The 19,119-nt window shown below is 73.6% G+C and carries 19 protein-coding genes and 1 rRNA gene; 5 read left to right on the top strand and 15 right to left on the bottom strand.

Annotated elements, in window-relative coordinates:
• The first annotated feature begins 554 nt into the window (after nt 1–554).
• The gene (locus ACFXDE_RS35940) at nt 555–785 is read left to right on the top strand and encodes a hypothetical protein (protein WP_380498615.1); all 231 of its coding nucleotides are present in this window, start codon (nt 555–557) and stop codon (nt 783–785) included.
• Here ACFXDE_RS35940 and ACFXDE_RS35935 read toward each other — a convergent pair.
• From ACFXDE_RS35935 to ACFXDE_RS35910, 6 genes are all read right to left on the bottom strand, one after another.
• Nucleotides 728–1,333, bottom strand: coding sequence for a DUF6099 family protein (locus ACFXDE_RS35935; protein WP_380498614.1), 606 nt, complete (start codon nt 1,331–1,333; stop codon nt 728–730). The two genes, ACFXDE_RS35940 and ACFXDE_RS35935, sit on opposite strands and share 58 nt — an antisense overlap.
• Before the next feature lie 163 nt (nt 1,334–1,496).
• Nucleotides 1,497–1,889, bottom strand: a complete 393-nt coding sequence (locus tag ACFXDE_RS35930) for a nucleotide pyrophosphohydrolase (protein WP_380498613.1) — start codon at nt 1,887–1,889, stop codon at nt 1,497–1,499.
• Nucleotides 1,886–3,316: an AAA family ATPase gene (locus ACFXDE_RS35925; protein WP_380498612.1), complete on the bottom strand. Its 1,431-nt coding sequence runs from the start codon at nt 3,314–3,316 to the stop codon at nt 1,886–1,888. Before ACFXDE_RS35925 ends, ACFXDE_RS35930 begins: the two co-directional genes overlap by 4 nt.
• A gap of 200 nt (nt 3,317–3,516) precedes the next feature.
• The gene (locus ACFXDE_RS35920) at nt 3,517–4,347 is read right to left on the bottom strand and encodes a putative RNA methyltransferase (RefSeq protein WP_380498611.1); all 831 of its coding nucleotides are present in this window, start codon (nt 4,345–4,347) and stop codon (nt 3,517–3,519) included.
• A gap of 72 nt (nt 4,348–4,419) precedes the next feature.
• Nucleotides 4,420–5,193 (bottom strand): RimK family alpha-L-glutamate ligase, encoded by a 774-nt coding sequence (locus ACFXDE_RS35915; RefSeq protein ID WP_380498610.1) that lies wholly within the window; start codon nt 5,191–5,193, stop codon nt 4,420–4,422.
• Nucleotides 5,190–6,056, bottom strand: a complete 867-nt coding sequence (locus tag ACFXDE_RS35910; RefSeq protein ID WP_380444498.1) for a RimK family alpha-L-glutamate ligase — start codon at nt 6,054–6,056, stop codon at nt 5,190–5,192. Before ACFXDE_RS35910 ends, ACFXDE_RS35915 begins: the two co-directional genes overlap by 4 nt.
• Nucleotides 6,057–6,281: 225 nt before the next feature.
• On the opposite strand from ACFXDE_RS35910, the gene ACFXDE_RS35905 reads away from it, so the two are divergent.
• Nucleotides 6,282–7,226, top strand: a complete 945-nt coding sequence (locus ACFXDE_RS35905) for a GNAT family N-acetyltransferase (RefSeq protein WP_380498609.1) — start codon at nt 6,282–6,284, stop codon at nt 7,224–7,226.
• Nucleotides 7,227–7,262: 36 nt separating this feature from the next.
• Here the strand turns inward: ACFXDE_RS35905 and ACFXDE_RS35900 are convergent, their stop codons facing one another.
• Both ACFXDE_RS35900 and ACFXDE_RS35895 read right to left on the bottom strand, forming a co-directional pair.
• On the bottom strand, nt 7,263–7,691 hold the full coding sequence (locus ACFXDE_RS35900) for a fic family toxin-antitoxin system, toxin component (RefSeq protein WP_359974421.1): 429 nt from the start codon (nt 7,689–7,691) through the stop codon (nt 7,263–7,265).
• Nucleotides 7,688–7,924, bottom strand: a complete 237-nt coding sequence (locus ACFXDE_RS35895) for a toxin-antitoxin system HicB family antitoxin (protein ID WP_363653907.1) — start codon at nt 7,922–7,924, stop codon at nt 7,688–7,690. Before ACFXDE_RS35895 ends, ACFXDE_RS35900 begins: the two co-directional genes overlap by 4 nt.
• 230 nt (nt 7,925–8,154) lie before the next feature.
• Here ACFXDE_RS35895 and ACFXDE_RS35890 point away from each other — a divergent pair, with 230 nt between their 5' ends.
• Nucleotides 8,155–8,352, top strand: a complete 198-nt coding sequence (locus ACFXDE_RS35890; RefSeq protein WP_380444496.1) for a hypothetical protein — start codon at nt 8,155–8,157, stop codon at nt 8,350–8,352.
• A 103-nt stretch (nt 8,353–8,455) separates the two neighbouring features.
• Here the strand turns inward: ACFXDE_RS35890 and ACFXDE_RS35885 are convergent, their stop codons facing one another.
• Complete coding sequence (locus ACFXDE_RS35885) at nt 8,456–9,814, bottom strand: class I SAM-dependent RNA methyltransferase (protein WP_380444519.1); 1,359 nt, start codon at nt 9,812–9,814, stop codon at nt 8,456–8,458.
• Between the two features lie 470 nt (nt 9,815–10,284).
• Nucleotides 10,285–12,360 (bottom strand): APC family permease, encoded by a 2,076-nt coding sequence (locus ACFXDE_RS35880; RefSeq protein WP_380498632.1) that lies wholly within the window; start codon nt 12,358–12,360, stop codon nt 10,285–10,287.
• Nucleotides 12,361–12,595: 235 nt separating this feature from the next.
• On the opposite strand from ACFXDE_RS35880, the gene ACFXDE_RS35875 reads away from it, so the two are divergent.
• Both ACFXDE_RS35875 and ACFXDE_RS35870 read left to right on the top strand, forming a co-directional pair.
• Nucleotides 12,596–13,264, top strand: a complete 669-nt coding sequence (locus ACFXDE_RS35875; protein ID WP_380444494.1) for a potassium channel family protein — start codon at nt 12,596–12,598, stop codon at nt 13,262–13,264.
• The gene (locus ACFXDE_RS35870; protein WP_380444493.1) at nt 13,264–13,935 is read left to right on the top strand and encodes a potassium channel family protein; all 672 of its coding nucleotides are present in this window, start codon (nt 13,264–13,266) and stop codon (nt 13,933–13,935) included. The genes ACFXDE_RS35875 and ACFXDE_RS35870 overlap by 1 nt, the downstream gene beginning before the upstream one ends.
• 121 nt (nt 13,936–14,056) lie before the next feature.
• Here the strand turns inward: ACFXDE_RS35870 and ACFXDE_RS35865 are convergent, their stop codons facing one another.
• The 5 genes from ACFXDE_RS35865 to rrf form a co-directional block, all read right to left on the bottom strand.
• On the bottom strand, nt 14,057–14,884 hold the full coding sequence (locus ACFXDE_RS35865; RefSeq protein WP_380498608.1) for a DUF3159 domain-containing protein: 828 nt from the start codon (nt 14,882–14,884) through the stop codon (nt 14,057–14,059).
• A 2-nt stretch (nt 14,885–14,886) separates the two neighbouring features.
• Complete coding sequence (locus ACFXDE_RS35860) at nt 14,887–15,294, bottom strand: OB-fold nucleic acid binding domain-containing protein (RefSeq protein WP_329931199.1); 408 nt, start codon at nt 15,292–15,294, stop codon at nt 14,887–14,889.
• 98 nt (nt 15,295–15,392) lie between these two features.
• Nucleotides 15,393–16,073 carry a response regulator gene (locus ACFXDE_RS35855; RefSeq protein ID WP_380449017.1) on the bottom strand — a complete coding sequence of 227 codons (681 nt, stop codon included), beginning with the start codon at nt 16,071–16,073 and terminating at the stop codon, nt 15,393–15,395.
• Nucleotides 16,074–16,181: 108 nt separating this feature from the next.
• The gene (locus tag ACFXDE_RS35850; RefSeq protein WP_380449018.1) at nt 16,182–18,773 is read right to left on the bottom strand and encodes an ATP-binding protein; all 2,592 of its coding nucleotides are present in this window, start codon (nt 18,771–18,773) and stop codon (nt 16,182–16,184) included.
• A 255-nt stretch (nt 18,774–19,028) separates the two neighbouring features.
• Nucleotides 19,029–19,119: ribosomal RNA gene (rrf, locus tag ACFXDE_RS35845) — 5S ribosomal RNA — on the bottom strand; the annotation flags it as partial.

Here is a 19,119-nt window from a genome sequence, read left to right as displayed (position 1 = left end):
CGCTCTTTGTTATTGGGTGTGGTGTTCCTCCGGGCCCCGGGCGCCGCGCCGGGGGCCCCCGGGGCCCAACCTTTTCCCCTCTCGCTCTTCTCTGGGCCCCACCCCACCCCTCCCGCCCTCCCACCGCCTGCCCACGCCCATGCCTCAGAGGGCCTGCTCTTCGCCTTGGTCCTCTGGCCCTTGACTCCTAGGTCTCTGGCCCGTGGGCTGCTGGCTGCTCGGCGCCGGTGCACCGGCGCCGAGCAGCCACCGCACGCCTCCGCAGGCCGGCACAAGCCGCCTCGGTCCGCGCCCACTGCCCTTCTCTCCCTTGCCCGCCCTCCTCCTAGCCCAGGGCTCCCTGAGGCGGCAACCCTCGTTTCACTCGGGAGGCTGACCTCCCCGCCGACATGGACCGCATCGGGTGGTGTGCGGTGACCCGGTGGCGGCGCGGGTCGTTGGACGCTGCGGCGGGAGCGTGCGCCCCGGTGGCAAGGCAGCAGCCACCCCCGCCGCGCGGGCCGAGCCACCGTCGGCCGCTTCACGTCGCACTACCGATCCGAAGAGGTCCCGTCATGTCCGAACTCTGGTCCGAGACATCCGCCGCGCCGCAGTTCCCGACTGCCCCGGCGGTCCCGGCCGCCACTCCGAAGAGCCTGCTGGAGCAGATGCAGGAACTGCTCGCCTCCGTGACCGCGGACCTCGCCGAACTCCAGTCCTCCGGCGTCCGCGACGCCGGTACGGCCGGCTACCCCACCGGCACCGACACCTCCGGGGCTCCGGCCGTCGCGCCGGGCACCCGGTAGTCCGGCGCCCCGTCCGTCGGCCCGCCGTCACCCGGCGGGCCGAGCCGGACCACCAGTAAGGGCGCGCCCCGGCCGGCCGGCTCGGCCTCCGCCGCTCCGAGGAACCGCCCCGCCGCCTGCCGGAGCCGCACCACGAGGTCCTTGCACTCCGCCACCGCGTCGACGGTGTCGATGCACGTCCAGTACACGCTCTCCGTGTCGGCCCCGCAGGCCAGCACCACCAGCGTCTCGCCGAGCTCGCGCAGCAGCCCGTCGAGCGCCCCCAACGTCTCCTCCAGGTCGCCGAGTTCGCCGAGCCGGCCGGACCGTCCGCCGCTCAGCACGGCTGCCCTGACCACGGACCGGTCCAGGCAGCCCGAGGCGACCGTGCCCGCCTCGGACAGCTGTCTGCCGAGTCCGGCCAGTTCCTCCTCGTCCAGCTCGGCCAACCGGGCCCCCACCGCTTCGGTGAGCAGCGCCGCCCGCCGCGCCTCCACCAGCACGTCGGGTACGTGCCTGGCCTCGACCAGTGCGTGCCGGGCCGTCTTGATCAATCGCAGCGCCTCCATGGCGCATCCCCTTCCGCTCGCTTTCGCCGTCCGACCACGGCCGCCGCCGGGGCGGTTCGTGGTCACGGCGAAAGCGTGCGCCGAGAAGGGGAGGTGCGCATTGGAGCTTTCCAAAGCTGTGGAAAACCCCGGGGCTGTGGACAACTCCTGTCCCTCGCAGGGGTTATTCGCGCACCTCAGGCTTGACGTAGGCGGCCGATCCCGGCACCGGGAAGCGCTCCTCGTTCCGCTCGATCTTGGCCGCGAGCGCCTCCAGCGGGTCCACCCCCACCGCCGTGCAGAACTGCACCAGGTACGCGAGGACGTCGGCCACCTCGTCCCGCACCCGGTGGGCGCGCTGCGGGTCGGACATCACCGCGGCGGCCTGCTCAGGCGTCAGCCACTGGAAGATCTCCAGCAGCTCGCCGGCCTCCACCGTCAGCGCCGCCGCCAGGTTCTTCGGCGTGTGGAAGGGCTCCCACTTCCGCACCGCCGCGAAGTCCACCAGCCGCTGCCGCAGGCTCTCCAACGTCGGTGCCGCAGGGCCGGCACCGGGTTCCTCAGCTCGTTCGTTCACGCGTCCAGGTCTACCGCATCCCCGTCCGCCCCCGCCCCGCCGTCAACACCGTCCCCGCCGTCAACAGCGTCAGCGGCGGCAGGAGCCGCAGAAGCGGCAGAAGCAGCCGCTTCTCCCTCCCCGCGCCCGCACTGGGCCGGCACCCGCGCCGTCTCGGGCCGCAGCACGGTGTGCCCCGCGGCCGGGTCGCGCCGGCACTCGACCAGCATGACCCCGCCCACGGACCCCCCGGCCAGCGCCTCCCGGGCCGCCGCCGGCTCCTGCAGCGCGGCCAGCACCCGCAACTGGTTGCGCCCCGACATCTCCCGCGCCAGCCGCAGCAGCGAGGCCGTCTGCTCGGTGGACAGCCCGGCCCCCAGGTCCCCCGCGAGCACCGTGAGCTGCCGGTGCGCCCACGGCACCTCGGCGGCCACGTCCAGGTCGAGCACCCCGGCGCCGGTGAGCAGCACGGCGGCGAACGCGAGGTGGCGCAGCATCCCGTCGGAGGCCTGGTCGGCCCCGGTGCGTCCGAGGAGGCCCTCGTCGAAGACGGCCAGGACCCCCCGGTCGGCGCCGGTGCCGCGGTGGGCGAGGTCGAGGCCGAGCAGCGGGTGCGGTGCGGCGGACTGGACGACCCGGAGGAGCTGGCCGTAGCGGCGCGGGCACTCGCCGGCGAGCCGGGCGATGACGGCGGAGATGTTGGCGGCGTTGCTGGTCAGGCGGGCCTGCGGGTCGGGGCGGGCCCAGTCGCGCATGAGGGCCGGCACGGGGTGGACGGGGAAGACCTCGCGCAGGGCGGTGAGCGCGTGCTCGGTGGCGGCGAGGACGGTGCGTTCGCCGGGCGAGGAGCCGGCGACCCGGAGCGGCAGCTGGGCGGTGATCATGGTGCCGCTGGGGAAGGGTGCCCGGATGTCGCCCTGGCGGGTGTCGTTGTGCCAGCAGACGTTGACGCGGCGGCCGCGCAGGTCCTGTTCGCCGGTCTCGACGAGGGTGCGCCCGTCGAGGCTGAGCGATTCGCGGGCGATCCGGACGGGTCCGTCGGTGCGGATGACGACGTCGAGCCGGATGCGGCCCGCCGGGGAGCGGACGGTGCAGCCGAGGATGATCGCGTCGCGCCCGTGCGGGACGCATCCGGCCAGGCCCCCGCGGACGGGAGTGGCGAGCTGGCCGGAGGCGCCGGGGATGCCGTCGAGGGAGTCCGCGATCTCCTCGCCGAGGGCGAGGCGGGACAGGACGGCGAGCGCGTCGAGCGCGTTGGCCTTGCCGACGCCGGCCGGTCCGTGCAGGACGGTGAGCGGTGCGAGCGGCAGTGCGGCGCGCCGGTAGGACTTGAAGGAGGTGAGCCGGAGCTCCTCGACGGTGGGGCGCGGTACGGGCGGCCGGTCGGGCGCCGGGGCGTCCGGTCGGGGGTGGGACGGCGAGGCGGTGCGGGTGGCGTCGCGGTTCACCCGTCGGACCCTAACTGCAGGTCAGGCGGCAGAAACGTGCCTGCGCGGCAGATTCATCCCATCGGGGAGCCGCGTGCACGGCCCGGGCATGGGAGGCGCACAGGGTGCGCACAACGAGGGCGCGCAGGAGAGCCCTCAGCGCCGGTACACCGCGCCCATCCTCAGCGTCCGTTCTCAGCGACCGGCCTCAGCCCCCGTCCTCAGCGCCGGTACACCGCGACCGTCACCGACGCCGTCACCTCGACCGGCTCCGGCAGCCCGGCGAGCGCCGCGGCCAGCCGCTCCGGATCGGTGTGCCAGGCACTGGGCCCCATCCCGACCACCGTGCGCACGTCCTGCGGCCCGAGCCGCAGCGTGAACTCGACCTCCCGCTGCCCCCCGGGCGTCAGGTACGGGCCGAGCTTCTCGTCGATCCGCCGCTGCTTGTCCTCGTCGACCGACAGCAGCCCGAGCGCGGCGACGAGTTCGCGCAGGTGCCGCGGGGTCGGCGAGACCAGCAGCAGGGTGCCGCCGGGGCGCAGCACGCGGCGGATCTCCGGCCCGTTGCGGGGCGCGAACACGTTGAGCATCAGCCCGGCGGACCCGTCGAGCAGCGGCAGCGGGCGCCAGGCGTCGCAGACGACGGCGCCGATCCGGGGGTGGGCCTTGGCGGCGCGGCGCAGTGCGTACTTGGAGATGTCGAGCGCGGCGCCCGGCCGGCCGGGCAGGGCGTCGAGGACGTGGGCGAGGTAGTGGCCGGTGCCGGCGCCGAGGTCGGCGACGAGGCCTTCGGGGTCGGCGGACGCGGCGGCTTCGGCGAGGGCGTCGGCGATGGGGCCGTAGTGGCCGGCGGCGAGGAAGTCGGCCCGGGCGGCGACCATGTCGGCGGTGTCGCCGGTGCCGGTGTGGGCGTCACCGGCGAGGAGGCTGACGTAGCCCTGCTTGGCGAGGTCGTGGCTGTGCCCGGCGGGGCAGCGCAGGCTGCGTTCGTGCCGGGCGAGGGGCTGCGCGCAGTGCGGGCAGGCCAGGTAGGGCTCGATGTCCTGCAGCAACGTTCCGTCTTCTCTCGCCGTGCGCCCCGAGGGCCGTCCCGGGTGTTCCCCGAGGTGCTCGGGGGTGCCAGCCTAACGACCGCGGCCGGCCGCGACGCGCAGGGCGAGGTCGGCCAGTGCCTCGGGGGCGCCCGCGCGGCCGCGGATGCCGGGGAAGGCGTTGACGTCGACGACGACGGGCTCGGCGGGCCCGTCGAGCAGGTCGACGCCGTACACGTCGAGGCCGAACGCCTCGCCGACGCGCAGCGCGAGGGCGGCCCGGTCGGCCGGTGGTTCCCATTCCGCGGCGGGCCGGGCGTCGGCGGCGGGCGGGGCGAGTTCGGAGCGCCGCCGGGCGGCGAACACCCGGCCGTCGACGACCCACAGCTTCTGGTCCCAGCCGGTGCCGTCGAGGAAGGGCTGGGTGACGACGGCTTCGTCCGGCCAGCGCTCGGCGAGTTCGCGCAGCCGGGCGGCGTCGTCGACCCGGGCGACGAGGTCGCCGCGCCGGCTGTGCCGGCTCTTGACGACGAACGGATAAGAAGAATCGACGAGTTGGCCGAGCGTCCCGGGTGAGCGCGTCTCGGCGAAGGGCAGTCCGGCCGCCAGCGCGAGTTCGGCCATCCGCACTCGGTCCTGACAAATCTCGGTCGCCACAGCCGAGTTGACCACCGGCACCCCACGTGACTCCAACTCCAGGGCGAGCGCCAGTGCTTGATCCGTGCGGGCCTTCAGCAGGCAGACGTCACCGGCCCATGTATCCCCCGGCCCGACGACCTCCACCCCGTGCCCCCGCGCCCGCAGCACCTCCGCCGTGGCCGCCAGCACCGGGTGCCCCGGGTCCGCCGTGATCAGCCCGACCCTCACAGCGCGCCCCCGCCCGCCGTCACCAGCGCCGGGGCCGGCACCGACACGGCCGTCCCGCCGCGCGCGAGCCGCAGCACGGCCCGTCCGACCCGGGCGACGGCGTCCGGCACCTGCCGGAAGCTCGGGAAGTCGTTGACGTCGACGACGACCGGCCCGTCCGGTCCGAGCAGCACGTCGACGCCGTACAGGTCGAGCCCGAACACCTCTCCCACCTGCGCCGCGATCCGCGCGACCTCGCCCGCGAGCGGCACCCGCCGCTCCCGCACCCCCTGCCCGGGGTGCAGCGGCGAGCAGCGCTCGGTGGCGTGGAACTCGCCGTCGACGCAGTAGATCTTGAGGTCCACACCGGAGTTGGGCACGTACGGCTGCGCGATCAGCAGTCCTTCCCCGGCGAGCGAGGGGCCGAGCGCGAGCAGGTGGTCGGGGGTGCGGACGAGCCGCACGGCGCGTCCGGAGCTGCCGTCGGCCGGCTTGACGACGAGCGGGTACTCGGCGGCGGGTATCTCGGCGAGCCGTTCCCACCGGGCGGCGGCGTACGTGACGGGCACGGGCAGGCCGCGGGTGCGGGCGATGACGGAGGCGAGCGCCTTGTCACGCACGCCGCGGATCGAGCGGACGTCGTTGACGGTGGTGAGCCCGACGGCCGCGGCCGCGTCGAGGAGGGTGAGGCCGGGCCCGCCGGAGACGGTCTTGAGCACCCACGCGTCGTGGGTGCCGGCCCGCACCGCCTCGGAGATCGCGAGGAGCGAGTCGCCGGGGCGCAGCACGTCCACCCGGTGCCCCCACGCGGTGAGTTGGCGTGCGACGTCGAGCGGCATGCCGTCGTGCCGGTAGTGCTCCTCCACCAGAAAGCAGAGCCTCATGGGCCTGTCTTCCCCCCTTGCCGTACCGAGTCCGGAGTTTTCCGCCGTCCCCCTCGGCAGAGCTGTGAAGGCATCAGCATGCCACGGGGTGCCCGATCAAGATCGCGGCGGCGGTAAGCGTTCGGCAACAATCGCGGGAAGGCCGGTGCGTGTCCGGACGACCGTCCGGCGCCCGGCCGGTCAAACCGGTGGCGGGCGGTCCGCGAGTCCTGCTTGGATGCCGCCGTGACTTCTGCCGATCATGCACCCGCGATTCCCTCCACCACCGCCTCCGCCACTGCGGACCCGCACCTCCTCGACGAGATCGAGCGCTACTACGACGCGGTGCCCCGCAGCGCCGCGCGCACCGAGGACTTCGGTCCGCTGACCCTGTTCGTCCGCGACGGCGCCGGCTGGCCGTACTACGCCCGCCCGACGCTGGGCCACGACGGGCCCGCCGTGACCGCCGACGACGTTCTCCGAGTGCTGGCCCGCCAGCGGGAGTTGGGCGTGCCGGAGGCGTTCGAGTGGGTCGCCGAGCACGACCCGGAGCTGCGCGCCGCGGTCGAGGGGGCCGGGCTGACGGTGCACGAGCACCCGCTGCTGGTGCTGGGCCCGGCGGACGAGCCGGGCGCCGCGCCGGCGCCCGCGGAGCGGGTGGAGGTGCGCGTCCTGGCTGCGGACGCACCGGAGTTGGCGGCCGCGCTGGCCGTCCCGCGGCTGGCGTTCGCCGATCCGGGCACCGGCATCGGTGCCGCCGGGACCGTCGAACTGGCGACGGCGGAGCAGGAGTTGGCGGCCGACGGCACCGCGCGGCGGGTCGCCGAGCGGATCACCGCGGGCACCACCGTGCTGGCGGCGGCACTGGAGGACGGCACGCCGCTGTGCGCGGGCCAGCACAACCCGGTGGGCCCGGTGACGGAGGTCGGCGGGGTCGGCACGCTTCCGGCGGCGCGCCGGCGCGGCCTCGGGCTCGCGGTGACGGCGGCGCTGGTCGCCCACGCCCGCGCGAACGGCGTGCGGACGGTGTTCCTGTCCGCCGCGGACGAGGACGTCGCCCGGATCTACCGCCGGGCCGGCTTCCGCCCGTTCGCGACGGCCCTGATCGCCGAACCGGCGACGCCCGACGGAACGGCCGACGGAACGCCCGACGGAACGGCCGACGGAACGGCCGACGGAACGGCCGGCTGACGCGGCGCGCCGGACGAACGGGAACGGGGGCGGCCGTCAGTCGTCGTCCCCGTCCTCGTCGTCCGCCCCGGTGACGCCCTCCCCCTCCGCCTCGTCCACGACCCACGCGGACAGCCGCTCGGCGACGCCCGACACGCCGAGCCGCCCCTCCCGGATGGCCCGGGCGAGGCTGCGCACCTCGCGGGCGGTGGTCGCCACCGTGCAGCCGCTCGCGACGAGGTAGGCGTAGGCGACGGCGGTGGCGAACAGCTCGTTGGTCTTCTCCAGGGCCGGCACCCGGATCAGCTGGTGCATCAGGGCGGCGGCGCGGTCCTGCGGTTCGGGGTAGACGGCGATGTCGAAGATCTCGGCCTGGTGGCGGGAGACCGCCGCGAGCAGCGATCCGTAGTCGGTGACCTGCGGGTCACCGGGCGTGTACTGCTCGGCGGTCATGAGCAGCCACGAGAGGTCGACCTCCAGTTTCAACGGCGCACGCCCTGGAGGTCACCCGGCTCCGCGGTTTCCGCCAGGAAGGCCGTCTCGTACTCCTTCATGAACTTCGCGGCGGCGTCGACGAAGGCCCGCCCGGACTCGCCCATGTCCTGCTGGACCAGGCGCTCGATGTACTGGTTCATGCTGATCCCCTGCTGCTCCGCCCGCTCCCGGGCCATCTCCGCGGTGGCGGCGTCCACCCTGACGTTCAGCTGCTTTTTACCCATGGGCCTCAAGCTAGCGCTGAAGTGCTAGCACAACAAGGGCGCGGATCCCGCCCCCACACGCACCCACCGCACGCCCCCGCACAACCCCGGAGGCGCCCCGGACTCATACCCACCGTCCGCCGAACCACCCCCGCCACGACGGACGAGACTTGAAGAGTCCTGCACCTTCCGAGACTCTGAACACTCCTGAGCGTTCCGTGAAGCGGCACCGACCGGTGTGGAGGCCGGCAATGACAGCCATGTTCGACCAGGAGCTGCGCGAGCAGCTCGCCCAGGCCCGCCGCGACCTCGCGACGGCCCGGGCCGAAGGGGACGCCGACGGCGTCCAGGCGTACGAGGGCCGGATCTCCGAGCTGCTCCGGCTCGCCGCCCAGCACGGGATCGACCTTCCGCACGACGCCGCCGAGGAAGAGCACAACGAGCCCTGACCACCCCCGACCGAGCGGTCCGCAGCGAGCGGCCGGAAACACCGAGGAGGCGGCACCCGGAACACCCCGGGTACCGCCTCCTCGGCACGTGCGCGCCGCTACCTCACCCGGTCGCGCCGCCGACCGGCTCCAGGATCGCCACGCACTCGAAGTGGTGCGTCATCGGGAACAGGTCGAAGGCCCGCAGCGAGACCGGCCGGTAGCCGCCCTCGCGGAAGAAGCCGAGGTCCCGGGCGAGCGCCGCCGGGTCGCACGCGACGTACGCGATCCGGCGCGCCGCCAGGCCCGCCAGGTGCGCGACGGTCTCGCGCCCGGCACCCGAGCGCGGCGGGTCCAGCACGATCAGGTCGGTGGCGGTGATGCCGGTGCGCGGCAGCAGCGTCTCGACCCGGTCGCACTCGATCCGCACGTTGTCCAGCGCGGCCAGGTTGTGCCGGGCGTCGACCACCGCCTGCTTGGCCGACTCGATGCCGAGCACCGCGCCGTCCTCGCCGACCCGGTCCGCCAGCGCGCCCGCGAACAGGCCCACGCCGCAGTACAGGTCGAGCGCGTTCTCGCCCCACTGCGGGTCCAGGCCGTCCAGGACGGCGTCCACGAGGGTGTCCGGCGCCTCCGGGTGGATCTGCCAGAAGCCGCCGTCGCTGACCCGCCAGGTGCGCCCGGCGGCCCGCTCGCGCACGAAGGAGCGCCCGTGCACGCGGTGCACGCCGCCCTGGTCGTCGATGCGGGCGATCGACACCGGCTTGTCCAGCTCGACCAGCGGCAGCTGCGCGCCGGGCCGCGGGGTGAGCACGATCTGGCGGTCCGAGGAGCCGGTCGCGGCGAAGACCTCGACCGAGGCGACGCCCGGCCAGTCGCGGGCCTCGACCCCGAGCTCGGTGACGCCCTGCGCGGCGATCAGGCAGTGGTCGACCGGCTGGATCTCGTGCGAGCGGTGCTTGCGCAGGCCGACCTTGCCGCTGTCCGCGTCCACCGCGTACTGCACCCGGGTGCGCCAGGCCGGCACCTGCCCGGCCGGGAGCTTGCCGCCGACCGGCTCGACGCTGCCGTCCCAGCCCGCCTCCTCCGGGGTGAGCCCGGCCAGCTTCGCCAGCTGCTCGGTCAGCACCGCCGCCTTGAGCTTGCGCTGCCCGCCGGGGGTCACGTGCTGCCAGTCGCAGCCGCCGCACTTGCCGGGCCCGGCGAACGGGCACGGCGGGGCGATCCGCTCCTTGGCGGGCTCCAGAATTTCCACCGCGTCGGCCCGCAGGAACCGCGACGTCGTGGTCCCCTCGGTCACCTGCGCGACCACCTTCTCGCCGGGCAGCGCGTGCCGGACGAACAGCACCCGGCCCTCGTACCGGGCCACGCAGTGCCCGCCGCCGTGCGCGACCGCGCCGACCTCGACCTCGTACCGCTGCCCGACCAGCGGGTCACCCGACGGCGTCTCGGGCCGCTGCGAGCGCGGCTGCTGGGCGCGCAGCGCCTTCGGCGGGCGCACGGCCTGCTTGCGCGGCGCCCCGCCCCTGCCGGACGCGCCGTCCTTGCCCTGGGAACCCGCGCCGCCCTTGCCGGACGCGGCAGCGCCCTTCCCGGCAGCAGCCTTCCCAGCGGCGCCCTTCCCGGCGGAGCCCTTGGCCGAAGCGCCCGAGGCCCCCGAGGCGCCGGCGCCCTTGCCCGACGCCGCGCCCTTGCCCGCAGCCGCAGCCGCCCCGGCCGCCGCCTCGGAGTCCGCCGGCGACTCCGCCCGCTCGCCCGGGGCGAGCGGCGCCGTCCGCGCGGTCAGACCGTCGCGATCGGTGGCCTCCGGACGGATGACGGGCCGACCCCAGCGCGGCCGGGCGACCTGCCCGGGCTTGGTGCCGCCCCGGCGGGCGCCCTTGCCGGAGGTGGCGCCGGAGCGGCCGGGCTTGCCCCCGGAGTTGCCCGAGGAGCGGGGCGGATTGTTGCGGGTCACTGGGAGGAGTCCTTGCTGCGGTCGGAGGTCGCACCGGCGCTCGCGCCGGTCCGGTCGGAATCCTTCGACTCTACGGCCTTCGGCGCCCGCGGCTCGCCACGGCGGACGGCCCCCGGCGCCGACCAGGCCTTCTGCGGCCGGCGCCGCTCGGAGGACTCCAGCTGCCACGGCACCGAGGTGACCATCACACCGGGCTTGAACAGCAGCCGCCCCTTGAGCCGCAGCGCGCTCTGGTTGTGCAGCAGGTGCTCGTACCAACGGCCGACGACGTACTCGGGGATGTAGACCGACACCACCTCGCGCGGGCTGCTGCGGCGCAGGTTCTTGACGTAGTCGAGGACCGGCCCGGTGATCTCGCGGAACGGCGAGTCCAGCACCTTCAGCGGCACCTCGATCCCGCGCTCGTCCCACTCCCGGCGCAGCGCCTCGGTGTCCGCCGGGTCGACGTTGACCGAGATGGCCTCCAGCGTGTGGGGGCGCGCGAGCCGCGCGTACGCGAGGGCGCGCAGCGCGGGCTTGTGCAGCTTGGAGACCAGGACGATGGCGTGCACCCGGGTGGGCAGCACGTCGTCGTCGGGCTCCTCGGCGGCGCTGAGCTCCTCGGAGACGCGGTCGTAGTGGCGCCGGATGCCCTTCATCATCACGAACAGCACGACCATCGCGGCGATCGCGATCCAGGCGTGGCCGATCTTGGTGACCAGGACGACGATCAGCACGGCCATGGTCATCACCAGGCCGAAGGTGTTGATGGCCCGGCTGCGCTGCATGCGGCGGCGCTCGGCCGGGTCGGTCTCGGTGCGCAGCAGCCTGGTCCAGTGCCGGATCATGCCGGACTGGCTCATGTTGAAGGACACGAAGACGCCGACGATGTAGAGCTGGATCAGCCGGTTGGGGTCGGCGTCGAAGGCGATGACGAACAGGATCGCCGCGATCGCCAGCAGGATGATGCCGTTGGAGAAGGCGAGCCGGTCGCCGCGGGTGTGGAGCTGGCGGGGCAGGTAGCGGTCCTGGGCGAGGATCGAGCCGAGCACCGGGAACCCGTTGAAGGCGGTGTTGGCGGCGAGCACCAGGATCAGGCCGGTGACGGCGGCGACGAAGTAGAAGCCGGGCGTGAAGTTCGAGAAGACGGCCTCGCTGATCTGGGCGAGGGCGGTCTTCTGGTGGTAGTCGGACGAGGAGCCGACGAGCTGCTCGACCGGGTTCTCGGCCATCTGGACGCCGGTGAGCCGGGCCAGCCAGATGATGCCCATGAACATCACCACGGCGACGCCGGCCATCATGAGCAGCGTGGTGGCCGCGTTCTTGCTCTTGGGCTTGCGGAAGGCCGGCACGCCGTTGGAGATGGCCTCGACGCCGGTGAGCGCGGCGCAGCCGGAGGAGAACGACTTGAGCAGCAGGAACACCATCGCGAACCCGGCGAGCGATCCGTTGCCCGGGGTGGCGACGAGGTGGAAGCCGGAGCTCTCGGCGGGCATGTCCTGGCTGAGCGCGAAGTGCCGGAAGAACCCGTAGCAGACCATGCCGACGACGCCGATCATGAACGCGTAGGTGGGCACGGCGAAGGCGGTCCCGGACTCCCGGACACCGCGCAGGTTCATGCCCATCAGCAGCACGATCACGATGACCGACAGGGTCAGCTCGTGGCCGCGCAGCGAGGGCACGGCGGAGACGACGTTGGCGACGCCGGAGGTCGTGGAGACGGCCACGGTGAGGACGTAGTCGACCATCAGCGCGCTCGCGACGACCAGGCCGGCGGCCGGGCCGTGGTTGACGGTCGCCACCTCGTAGTCGCCGCCGCCGCTCGGGTAGGCGTGGACGTTCTGCCGGTAGGAGGCGACGACGGCGAGCATGACGATCGCGACGACGAGGCCGATCTGCCAGGAGAAGTGGATGGCGGACGCGCCCGCTACCGACAGGGTGAGCAGGATCTCCTCGGGGGCGTAGGCCACCGAGGAGAGCGCGTCCGAGGCGAAGACGGGGAGCGCGATCCGCTTCGGCAGCAGCGTCTCGCCCAGTTTGTCGCTCCGCAGGGCGCGCCCGATCAGCAGGCGTTTCGGAAGGTCAGTCGGCATAGGCACGTTAAGGAATCGTAGGGGTTTGCCGACAGGGCTTGCGCCGAACTCCCCACCCTTCGTCGCGACTGTGTTCGGTGGACCGGCTAGCGTGTCGGATACGAGCCGGTGGGCAACACTCTGGTTGTCGCGCCGGTACCGAACAGGACGCTCGCCCCGGCCACCGGGGCGGGAGAGGGAGATGAACGGTGTTTGCGCAGGTCAAGAACCCAACGGATCGGGTGAGGTAGCGCCGGTGCACATCGTCATCATGGGCTGCGGCCGCGTGGGCTCGGCCCTCGCGAGAGCGTTGGAGAAACAGGGCCACTCCGTCGCGGTGGTCGACCAGGACCCGACGGCCTTCCGCCGCCTGGGCGCCGGGTTCAACGGCCGCCGGGTCACCGGTGTCGGCTTCGACCAGGACACCCTGCGCGAGGCGGGCATCGAGGAGGCCGGCGCGTTCGCCGCCGTCTCCAGCGGTGACAACTCCAACATCATCGCGGCGCGGGTCGCCCGGGAGACCTTCGGCGTGGAGAACGTCGCCGCCCGGATCTACGACCCCCGACGTGCCGAGGTCTACCAGCGCCTGGGCATCCCGACCGTGGCCACGGTCCGCTGGACCGCCGACCAGATGCTGCGCCGGCTGCTGCCGAGCGGCGCCGAGCCGCTGTGGCAGGACCCGAGCGGCAGCGTCCAGCTGGCCGAGGTCGCCTACGACCCGCGCTGGGTCGGCCGCCGCCTGGCCGAGCTGGAGGAGGCCTCCGGCTCGCGGGTGGCGTTCGTCACCCGGCTCGGCGAGGGCCTGCTGCCCACGCCGCAGACGCTGCTGCAGGAGGGCGACCTGGTGCACGTGATGCTGCGCCGGGCCGACCTGACGGCCGTCGAGGCCGCGTTCGCGCAGGGACCGAAGGAGGAGGGTCACTGATGCGGGTCGCCATTGCCGGGGCCGGTGCCGTGGGCCGCTCGATCGCGGGCGAGCTCCTGGAGAACGGGCACGAGGTCCTGCTGATAGACAAGAACCCCAACTCCATCTCGGTGGAGCGGGTGCCGCTGGCGGAGTGGCTGCTGGCCGACGCCTGCGAGATCACCTCGCTGGACGAGGCGGCCCTTCAGCGCTGCCACGTGGTGATCGCCGCGACCGGCGACGACAAGGTCAACCTGGTCGTCTCGCTGCTCGCCAAGACCGAGTACGCGGTGCCGCGGGTGGTCGCCCGGGTGAACAACCCGAAGAACGAGTGGCTCTTCAACGAGTCCTGGGGCGTGGACGTCGCCGTCTCCACCCCGCGCCTGATGTCCGCGCTGGTCGAGGAGGCGGTCAGCGTCGGCGACCTGGTCCGCCTGATGCGCTTCAGCCAGGGCAACGCCAACCTGGTCGAGCTGACCCTGGCGGCCGACACCGAGCTGGTCGGCACCCGGGTGGGCGACGTCGCCTGGCCGCCGGACACCGCGCTGGTGACGATCATCCGCGAGGGCCGGGTGCTCGTGCCCGGCAAGGACGACACCCTGGAGGGCGGCGACGAGCTGCTGTTCGTCGCGGCGCAGGAGCGCGAGGAGGAGCTGGAGGACCTGCTCTCGGCCACCTCCGGCGCCCAGTAGCCGGCACTCCCGGCGGCGGCCGACACGGCGGCCGACACGGCGTCCGACACGCAGGAGGGCCCGCACCCCATCCGGGGTGCGGGCCCTTCGTGCACCGGGTTCGTGCACCGGGTCGGGCCGGCTACTTCGTCGGCTCCTCCTCGTCGTCGTCCAGCGGCGCCTTGATCGGCGGCGGCGCCTTCAGCAGGATCTGCCAGGTCACGTACATCGCCAGCAGCAGCGGCGGGATGCCGAGCGCGACCTTCAGCCAGCCGAGCAGGTTGACGTTGTGGGTGAAGTACAGCGGGAAGAGGATCACCGGCTTGATGCCCATGATCACGACCCAGGCCCAGGTCGCCTTGGTGTAGGCGCGCAGCCGGCCCGGGTTCTCCTTGCGCCAGGTGAACATCTCGCCGGTGATCGGGCCGAGCATCAGGCCGATCAGCGGCCAGCGCACCAGCGCGGAGACCGCGAGCCCGATGCAGTAGCCGACGTTCCACAGCAGGCCGGGCAGGTAGAAGTCCTCGGCCCGGCCGCTCTTCATCGAGATCCAGGCGCCGATGGCGACGCCGAACACCCCGCTGAAGGCGTGCTGGACGGTCTCCCGCTTCGCCAGCCGGACCACCACGAACAGGGCGCTCAGCGCGAGCGCGGCCCACGCGGCGGCGCTGACCTGGTGGGTGATGTTGTACGTGACGATGAAGACCAGGCCGGGCAGCGTCATGTCGACCATGCCGCGCACGCCGCCGAAGGCCTGCAGCACGGTGTCGGCGGCCTCCTTCGAGGCGGCGGCCTTGCGGGCGGCCTCGGCGGCCTCCGGGTCGAGCTCCTGGCCGGTGGCCGGTGCGGCGGCGTCGACCGACCGCGCCAGGCCCTCTGCGGCGTCCTTCGCGGCGGCGTCCTGCCAGGCCGCCACGTCGGCGGCGTTCAGGTCGAGCCGGGCGGCGTCGCCGCCGGGGTGGTTGCTCACGCTCATTCGCTCCCGTGTCCAACCGGACGCAGCTCGTAGCGGGGGTTGAACAGCACGCGGCGCCCGCGTGCGTGGCTGATCCGACCGCTGGCGACGAGCCGGCGGCCCGGCTCTATGCCCGCGATCGAGCGGCGGCCGAGCCAGACCATGTCCAGCGCCTCGGTGCCGTCGAAGAGCTCGGCCTCCAGGGCCGGCACCCCGGCCCGCGGGCGCAGCGTCACCGTGCGCAGCGTGCCCGCCACGGTCACCAGATCGCGGTCCGCGCAGCCGGCGATCGGCGTGCAGCCCGACTCGGCCGCGCTCTCCTGGCGCAGCTCCTCGGCCCGCAGCTCCTCGGCCGACGAGGTCAGCCGGCTGAGCATGCGGCGGAAGCGGCCCTGCGGCTGGTCGCTGCTGTTGTCACCACTCATGCGGGAAGGGTACCGGTTTCCGGGCCCCCGGCGGCAGGCCGGACGATCGCCGCCGGGGCGCGGGGTGGCCGTGCGGGGCCCGGCAACCGGGCGGGCCGTCAGCTCTCGAAGCGGTAGCCCATGCCCGGTTCGGTGATGAAGTGGCGCGGGTGCGAGGGGTCGTGCTCCAGCTTGCGGCGCAGCTGGGCGAGGTAGACGCGCAGGTAGTTGGTCTCGGTGCGGTAGGCCGGGCCCCAGACCTCCTGGAGCAGCTGGGTCTGGCTGACCAGGCGGCCGGCGTTGCGCACCAGCACCTCCAGCAGATGCCACTCGGTCGGGGTAAGCCGGACGTCGGTGCCGTCGCGGTTCACCTTCTTGGCGGCGAGGTCGACGGTGAAGCTCTCGGTGACCACGAGCGAGTCGTCCTCGCCGGCCACCGGCTCGGCCCGGCGCACGGCGGCGCGCATCCGGGCGAGCAGTTCGTCCATGCCGAACGGCTTGGTGACGTAGTCGTCGGCGCCGGCGTCCAGCGCCTCGACCTTCTCGTCGGAGGCGTGCCGGGCCGACAGCACGATGATCGGCACCCGGGTCCAGCCGCGCAGCCCGCGGATCACCTCGACGCCGTCCATGTCGGGCAGGCCGAGGTCGAGGACGACGACGTCGGGATGGCGGGCGGCGGCCAGTTCCAGGGCGCTCGCGCCGTCATGGGCCGCGTCGACCTCGTACTTGCGGGCCTTGAGGTTGATCACCAGCGCGCGGACGATCTGCGGTTCGTCGTCCACGACGAGGACCCGGGTCATATACGGGCTCCGCCTTTCAGGGCTGTGTCGGGCTTGCGGGCGTGGGACTTGCGGACTGTGGTGCGTGCGGACCGTGGTGCAGACGGACGGGGAGCCGGTGTCCGGGTGTCACGTGACGAGCCGGGACAGCGGGTCGTGGTCGTCGCCGGACGGCTCGCCCGGTTCCGGGGGCCGCTCGACGGCGGGCAGGGTGACGACCATGGTGAGGCCGCCGCCCGGGGTGTCCTCGGCCGTGACGGTGCCGTTCATGGCCTCCACGAACCCGCGCGCCACGGCGAGCCCGAGGCCCACCCCGGCGCCGCGCGGCGCGTCCCCGTACCGCTGGAACGGCGCGAAGATCCGCTCCTTGGCATCCTCGGGCACGCCGGGGCCGCGGTCCACCACCCGCAGCTCGACCCGTCCCGGCCCGCCCGGCGGGTGCAGCGCGTCGGCCTTGACCAGCACCTTCACGCCCTCCGGGCTGTACTTGACGGCGTTCTCGATCAGGTTGGCCAAGGAGCGCTCCAGCAGCCCGCCGTCGGCCCGGATCATCGGCAGCGTCTCCGGAACGTCCAGCCGGACGGACTCCAGCGGGACGCCGCCGAGCGCGAACGGCACGACCTCGTCCAGGTCGGTCTCCTGGATCAGCGGGGTCACGGTGCCGGTCTGCAGCCGGCTCATGTCCAGCAGGTTGTTGATCAGGTGGTCGAGGCGGTCGGCCCCGGCCTCGATCCCGGCCAGCAGCTCCGCCTCGTCCTCCGGGGCCCACTCGACGTCCGCCGAGCGCAGCGACGTGACGGAGGCCTTGATGCCGGCCAGCGGCGTGCGCAGGTCGTGCGAGACGGCGGCGAGCAGCGCGGTGCGGATCCGGTTGCCCTCCGCCTCCCGGCGGGCCGCGGCGGCCTCGCGGGCCAGCCGGCGGCGCTCCAGCACCACGGCGGCCTGCGCGGCGAACGCCCCGAGCAGCCGGCGGTCCGCCGCGGGCAGCACCCGGCCGCGCAGCACCAGCGCGAGGCTCTCGCCGACGGGGACGTCCACGTCGGCCGCCTCCGGGCGCTGCGGCGGGTGCGGCCCGGCGGCGGCGACCGGCACCCAGGCGCCGAGCGGGTCCGGGCGCTCCAGCAGCGCGGCGCTCTCCTGCCCGAAGGTCTCGCGCACCTGCTCCATCAGGGCGGTCAGCACGCCGTCCCCGTTGGGCGCGCCGCGCAGGACCGTACCGGCCAGCGCGCTGAGCGTCTGGGCCTCGGTCTGACTGCGGGCCGCCTGGAGGGTGCGGCGGGCCGCCAGGTCCACGACGGAGGCGACCGAGATGCCGACGATGGTGAATATGGCCACCGCCATGATGTTCTGCGGCTGGCTGATCGTGAACGTGTGGATCGGCGGTGTGAAGTAGTAATTCAGCACCGAGGAGCCGACCAGCGCCGACCCGATCGCCGGCAGCAGCCCGCCGACCAGCGCGGCGAGGACCGTCAGCGACAGGAACAGCAGCATGTCGGTGGACAGGCCGAGGCCGCCGATCGCGGTCAGCGCCAGCGCCAGCAGCGGCGGGCCGACCAGGCCGATCAGCCAGCCGGCCACCGTCCGGGTGCGGCCCAGGTCGGTGATCCGCCGGATCGGGATCCTGCCCCGCCCGCTCCCGGCGTGCTCGTGGGTGACCATGTGGACGTCGATGTCCCCGGCCTCCCGGGTCACCGTGGTGCCGACGCCCGGCCCGTAGACGTACTGCCAGCCGGGGCGGCGGCTCGTGCCCAGCACGATCTGGGTGGCGTTCACGCCCCGGGCGAAGTCCAGCAGCGCCACGGCCGGGTCGTCGCCCAGGACCGCGTGGAACGTGCCGCCCAGGCTCTCGACCAGCGACCGCTGCTCGATCAGCATCTGCGGGGACTGGTCGGTGCCCGCCAGCCCGTCCGAACGGGAGATGTGGACGGCCATCAGCTCGCCGCCCGACGTCCGGGCCGCGATCCGGGCGGCGCGACGGATCAGCGTCGCCCCCTCCGGCCCGCCGGTCAGGCCCACCACGATCCGCTCCCGGGCCTGCCAGATGCCCTCGATGCCCTGCTCGGCCCGGTACTTCTGGAGGTACTCGTCCACCCGGTCCGCGGTCCACAGCAGCGCCAGCTCGCGCAGCGCCGTCAGGTTGCCCGGACGGAAGTAGTTGCCGAGGGCGGCGTCGATCTTCTCCGGCGCGTACACGTTGCCGTGGGCCAGCCGGCGGCGCAGGGCCTGCGGGGACATGTCGACCAGCTCGATCTGGTCGGCCCGCCGCACCACCTCGTCCGGCACGGTCTCGCGCTGCCGCACCCCGGTGATGCCCTCGACGGTGTCGCCGAGCGACTCCAGGTGCTGGATGTTGACCGTGGAGATCACGTCGATCCCGGCCGCCAGCAGCTCCTCGACGTCCTGCCAGCGCTTGGCGTTGCGGCAGCCGGGGATGTTGGTGTGCGCCAGCTCGTCGACCAGCGCCACCTGCGGGCGGCGGGCGAGGACGGCGTCCAGGTCCATCTCGGAGAACCTGGCACCCCGGTGCACCACCTGCTGGCGCAGCACGACCTCCAGCCCGGCGACGAGGTCGGCCGTGTTCCGCCGGCCGTGGTCCTCCACGAACGCCACGACGACGTCCGTACCGCGCTCCTGCCGCCGGTGTGCCTCCGCCAGCATGGCGTACGTCTTGCCGACCCCGGGGGCGGCCCCGAGGTAGATGCGCAGCCTGCCACGTCCCATGAGCACCATTCTTGATCCGGCCCGGTCCGGGAGCCACCCCCGGACACCTGTTCCCCTCCCCCTTCGAGACTACGGCGTGGGAGACGATTTTCCGCTGATCCGTGCACTGAGCATGCTGTTTTAGCGGCATATTGACGGTGCCACAGCCCGTCGGCCGGCCTGTACCCGCCAAGCGGCGGGAACCCGTGCACGGACTGTCCGAAAACGCGAAGAACCCCCATCCGGAAACCGGATGGGGGTTCATTCTGAAGGATTGTTCGGCGGCGTCCTACTCTCCCACAGGGTCCCCCCTGCAGTACCATCGGCGCTGTGAGGCTTAGCTTCCGGGTTCGGAATGTAACCGGGC

It is taken from the genome of Kitasatospora sp. NPDC059408 (assembly GCF_042751525.1).
GTDB lineage: Bacteria > Actinomycetota > Actinomycetes > Streptomycetales > Streptomycetaceae > Kitasatospora.
This window is presented reverse-complemented; position numbering and strand designations above follow the sequence as displayed.

Coding starts and splice junctions, on each gene's coding strand:
- ACFXDE_RS35935 (WP_380498614.1), bottom strand. CDS start 1,333: ATGGAGGCGCTGCGATTGATCAAGACGGCCCGGCACGCACTGGTCGAG.
- ACFXDE_RS35860 (WP_329931199.1), bottom strand. CDS start 15,294: ATGAGTGGTGACAACAGCAGCGACCAGCCGCAGGGCCGCTTCCGCCGC.
- ACFXDE_RS35890 (WP_380444496.1), top strand. CDS start 8,155: ATGACAGCCATGTTCGACCAGGAGCTGCGCGAGCAGCTCGCCCAGGCC.
- ACFXDE_RS35870 (WP_380444493.1), top strand. CDS start 13,264: ATGCGGGTCGCCATTGCCGGGGCCGGTGCCGTGGGCCGCTCGATCGCG.
- ACFXDE_RS35850 (WP_380449018.1), bottom strand. CDS start 18,773: ATGGGACGTGGCAGGCTGCGCATCTACCTCGGGGCCGCCCCCGGGGTC.
- ACFXDE_RS35910 (WP_380444498.1), bottom strand. CDS start 6,056: ATGAGGCTCTGCTTTCTGGTGGAGGAGCACTACCGGCACGACGGCATG.
- ACFXDE_RS35895 (WP_363653907.1), bottom strand. CDS start 7,924: ATGGGTAAAAAGCAGCTGAACGTCAGGGTGGACGCCGCCACCGCGGAG.
- ACFXDE_RS35880 (WP_380498632.1), bottom strand. CDS start 12,360: ATGCCGACTGACCTTCCGAAACGCCTGCTGATCGGGCGCGCCCTGCGG.
- ACFXDE_RS35855 (WP_380449017.1), bottom strand. CDS start 16,073: ATGACCCGGGTCCTCGTCGTGGACGACGAACCGCAGATCGTCCGCGCG.
- ACFXDE_RS35940 (WP_380498615.1), top strand. CDS start 555: ATGTCCGAACTCTGGTCCGAGACATCCGCCGCGCCGCAGTTCCCGACT.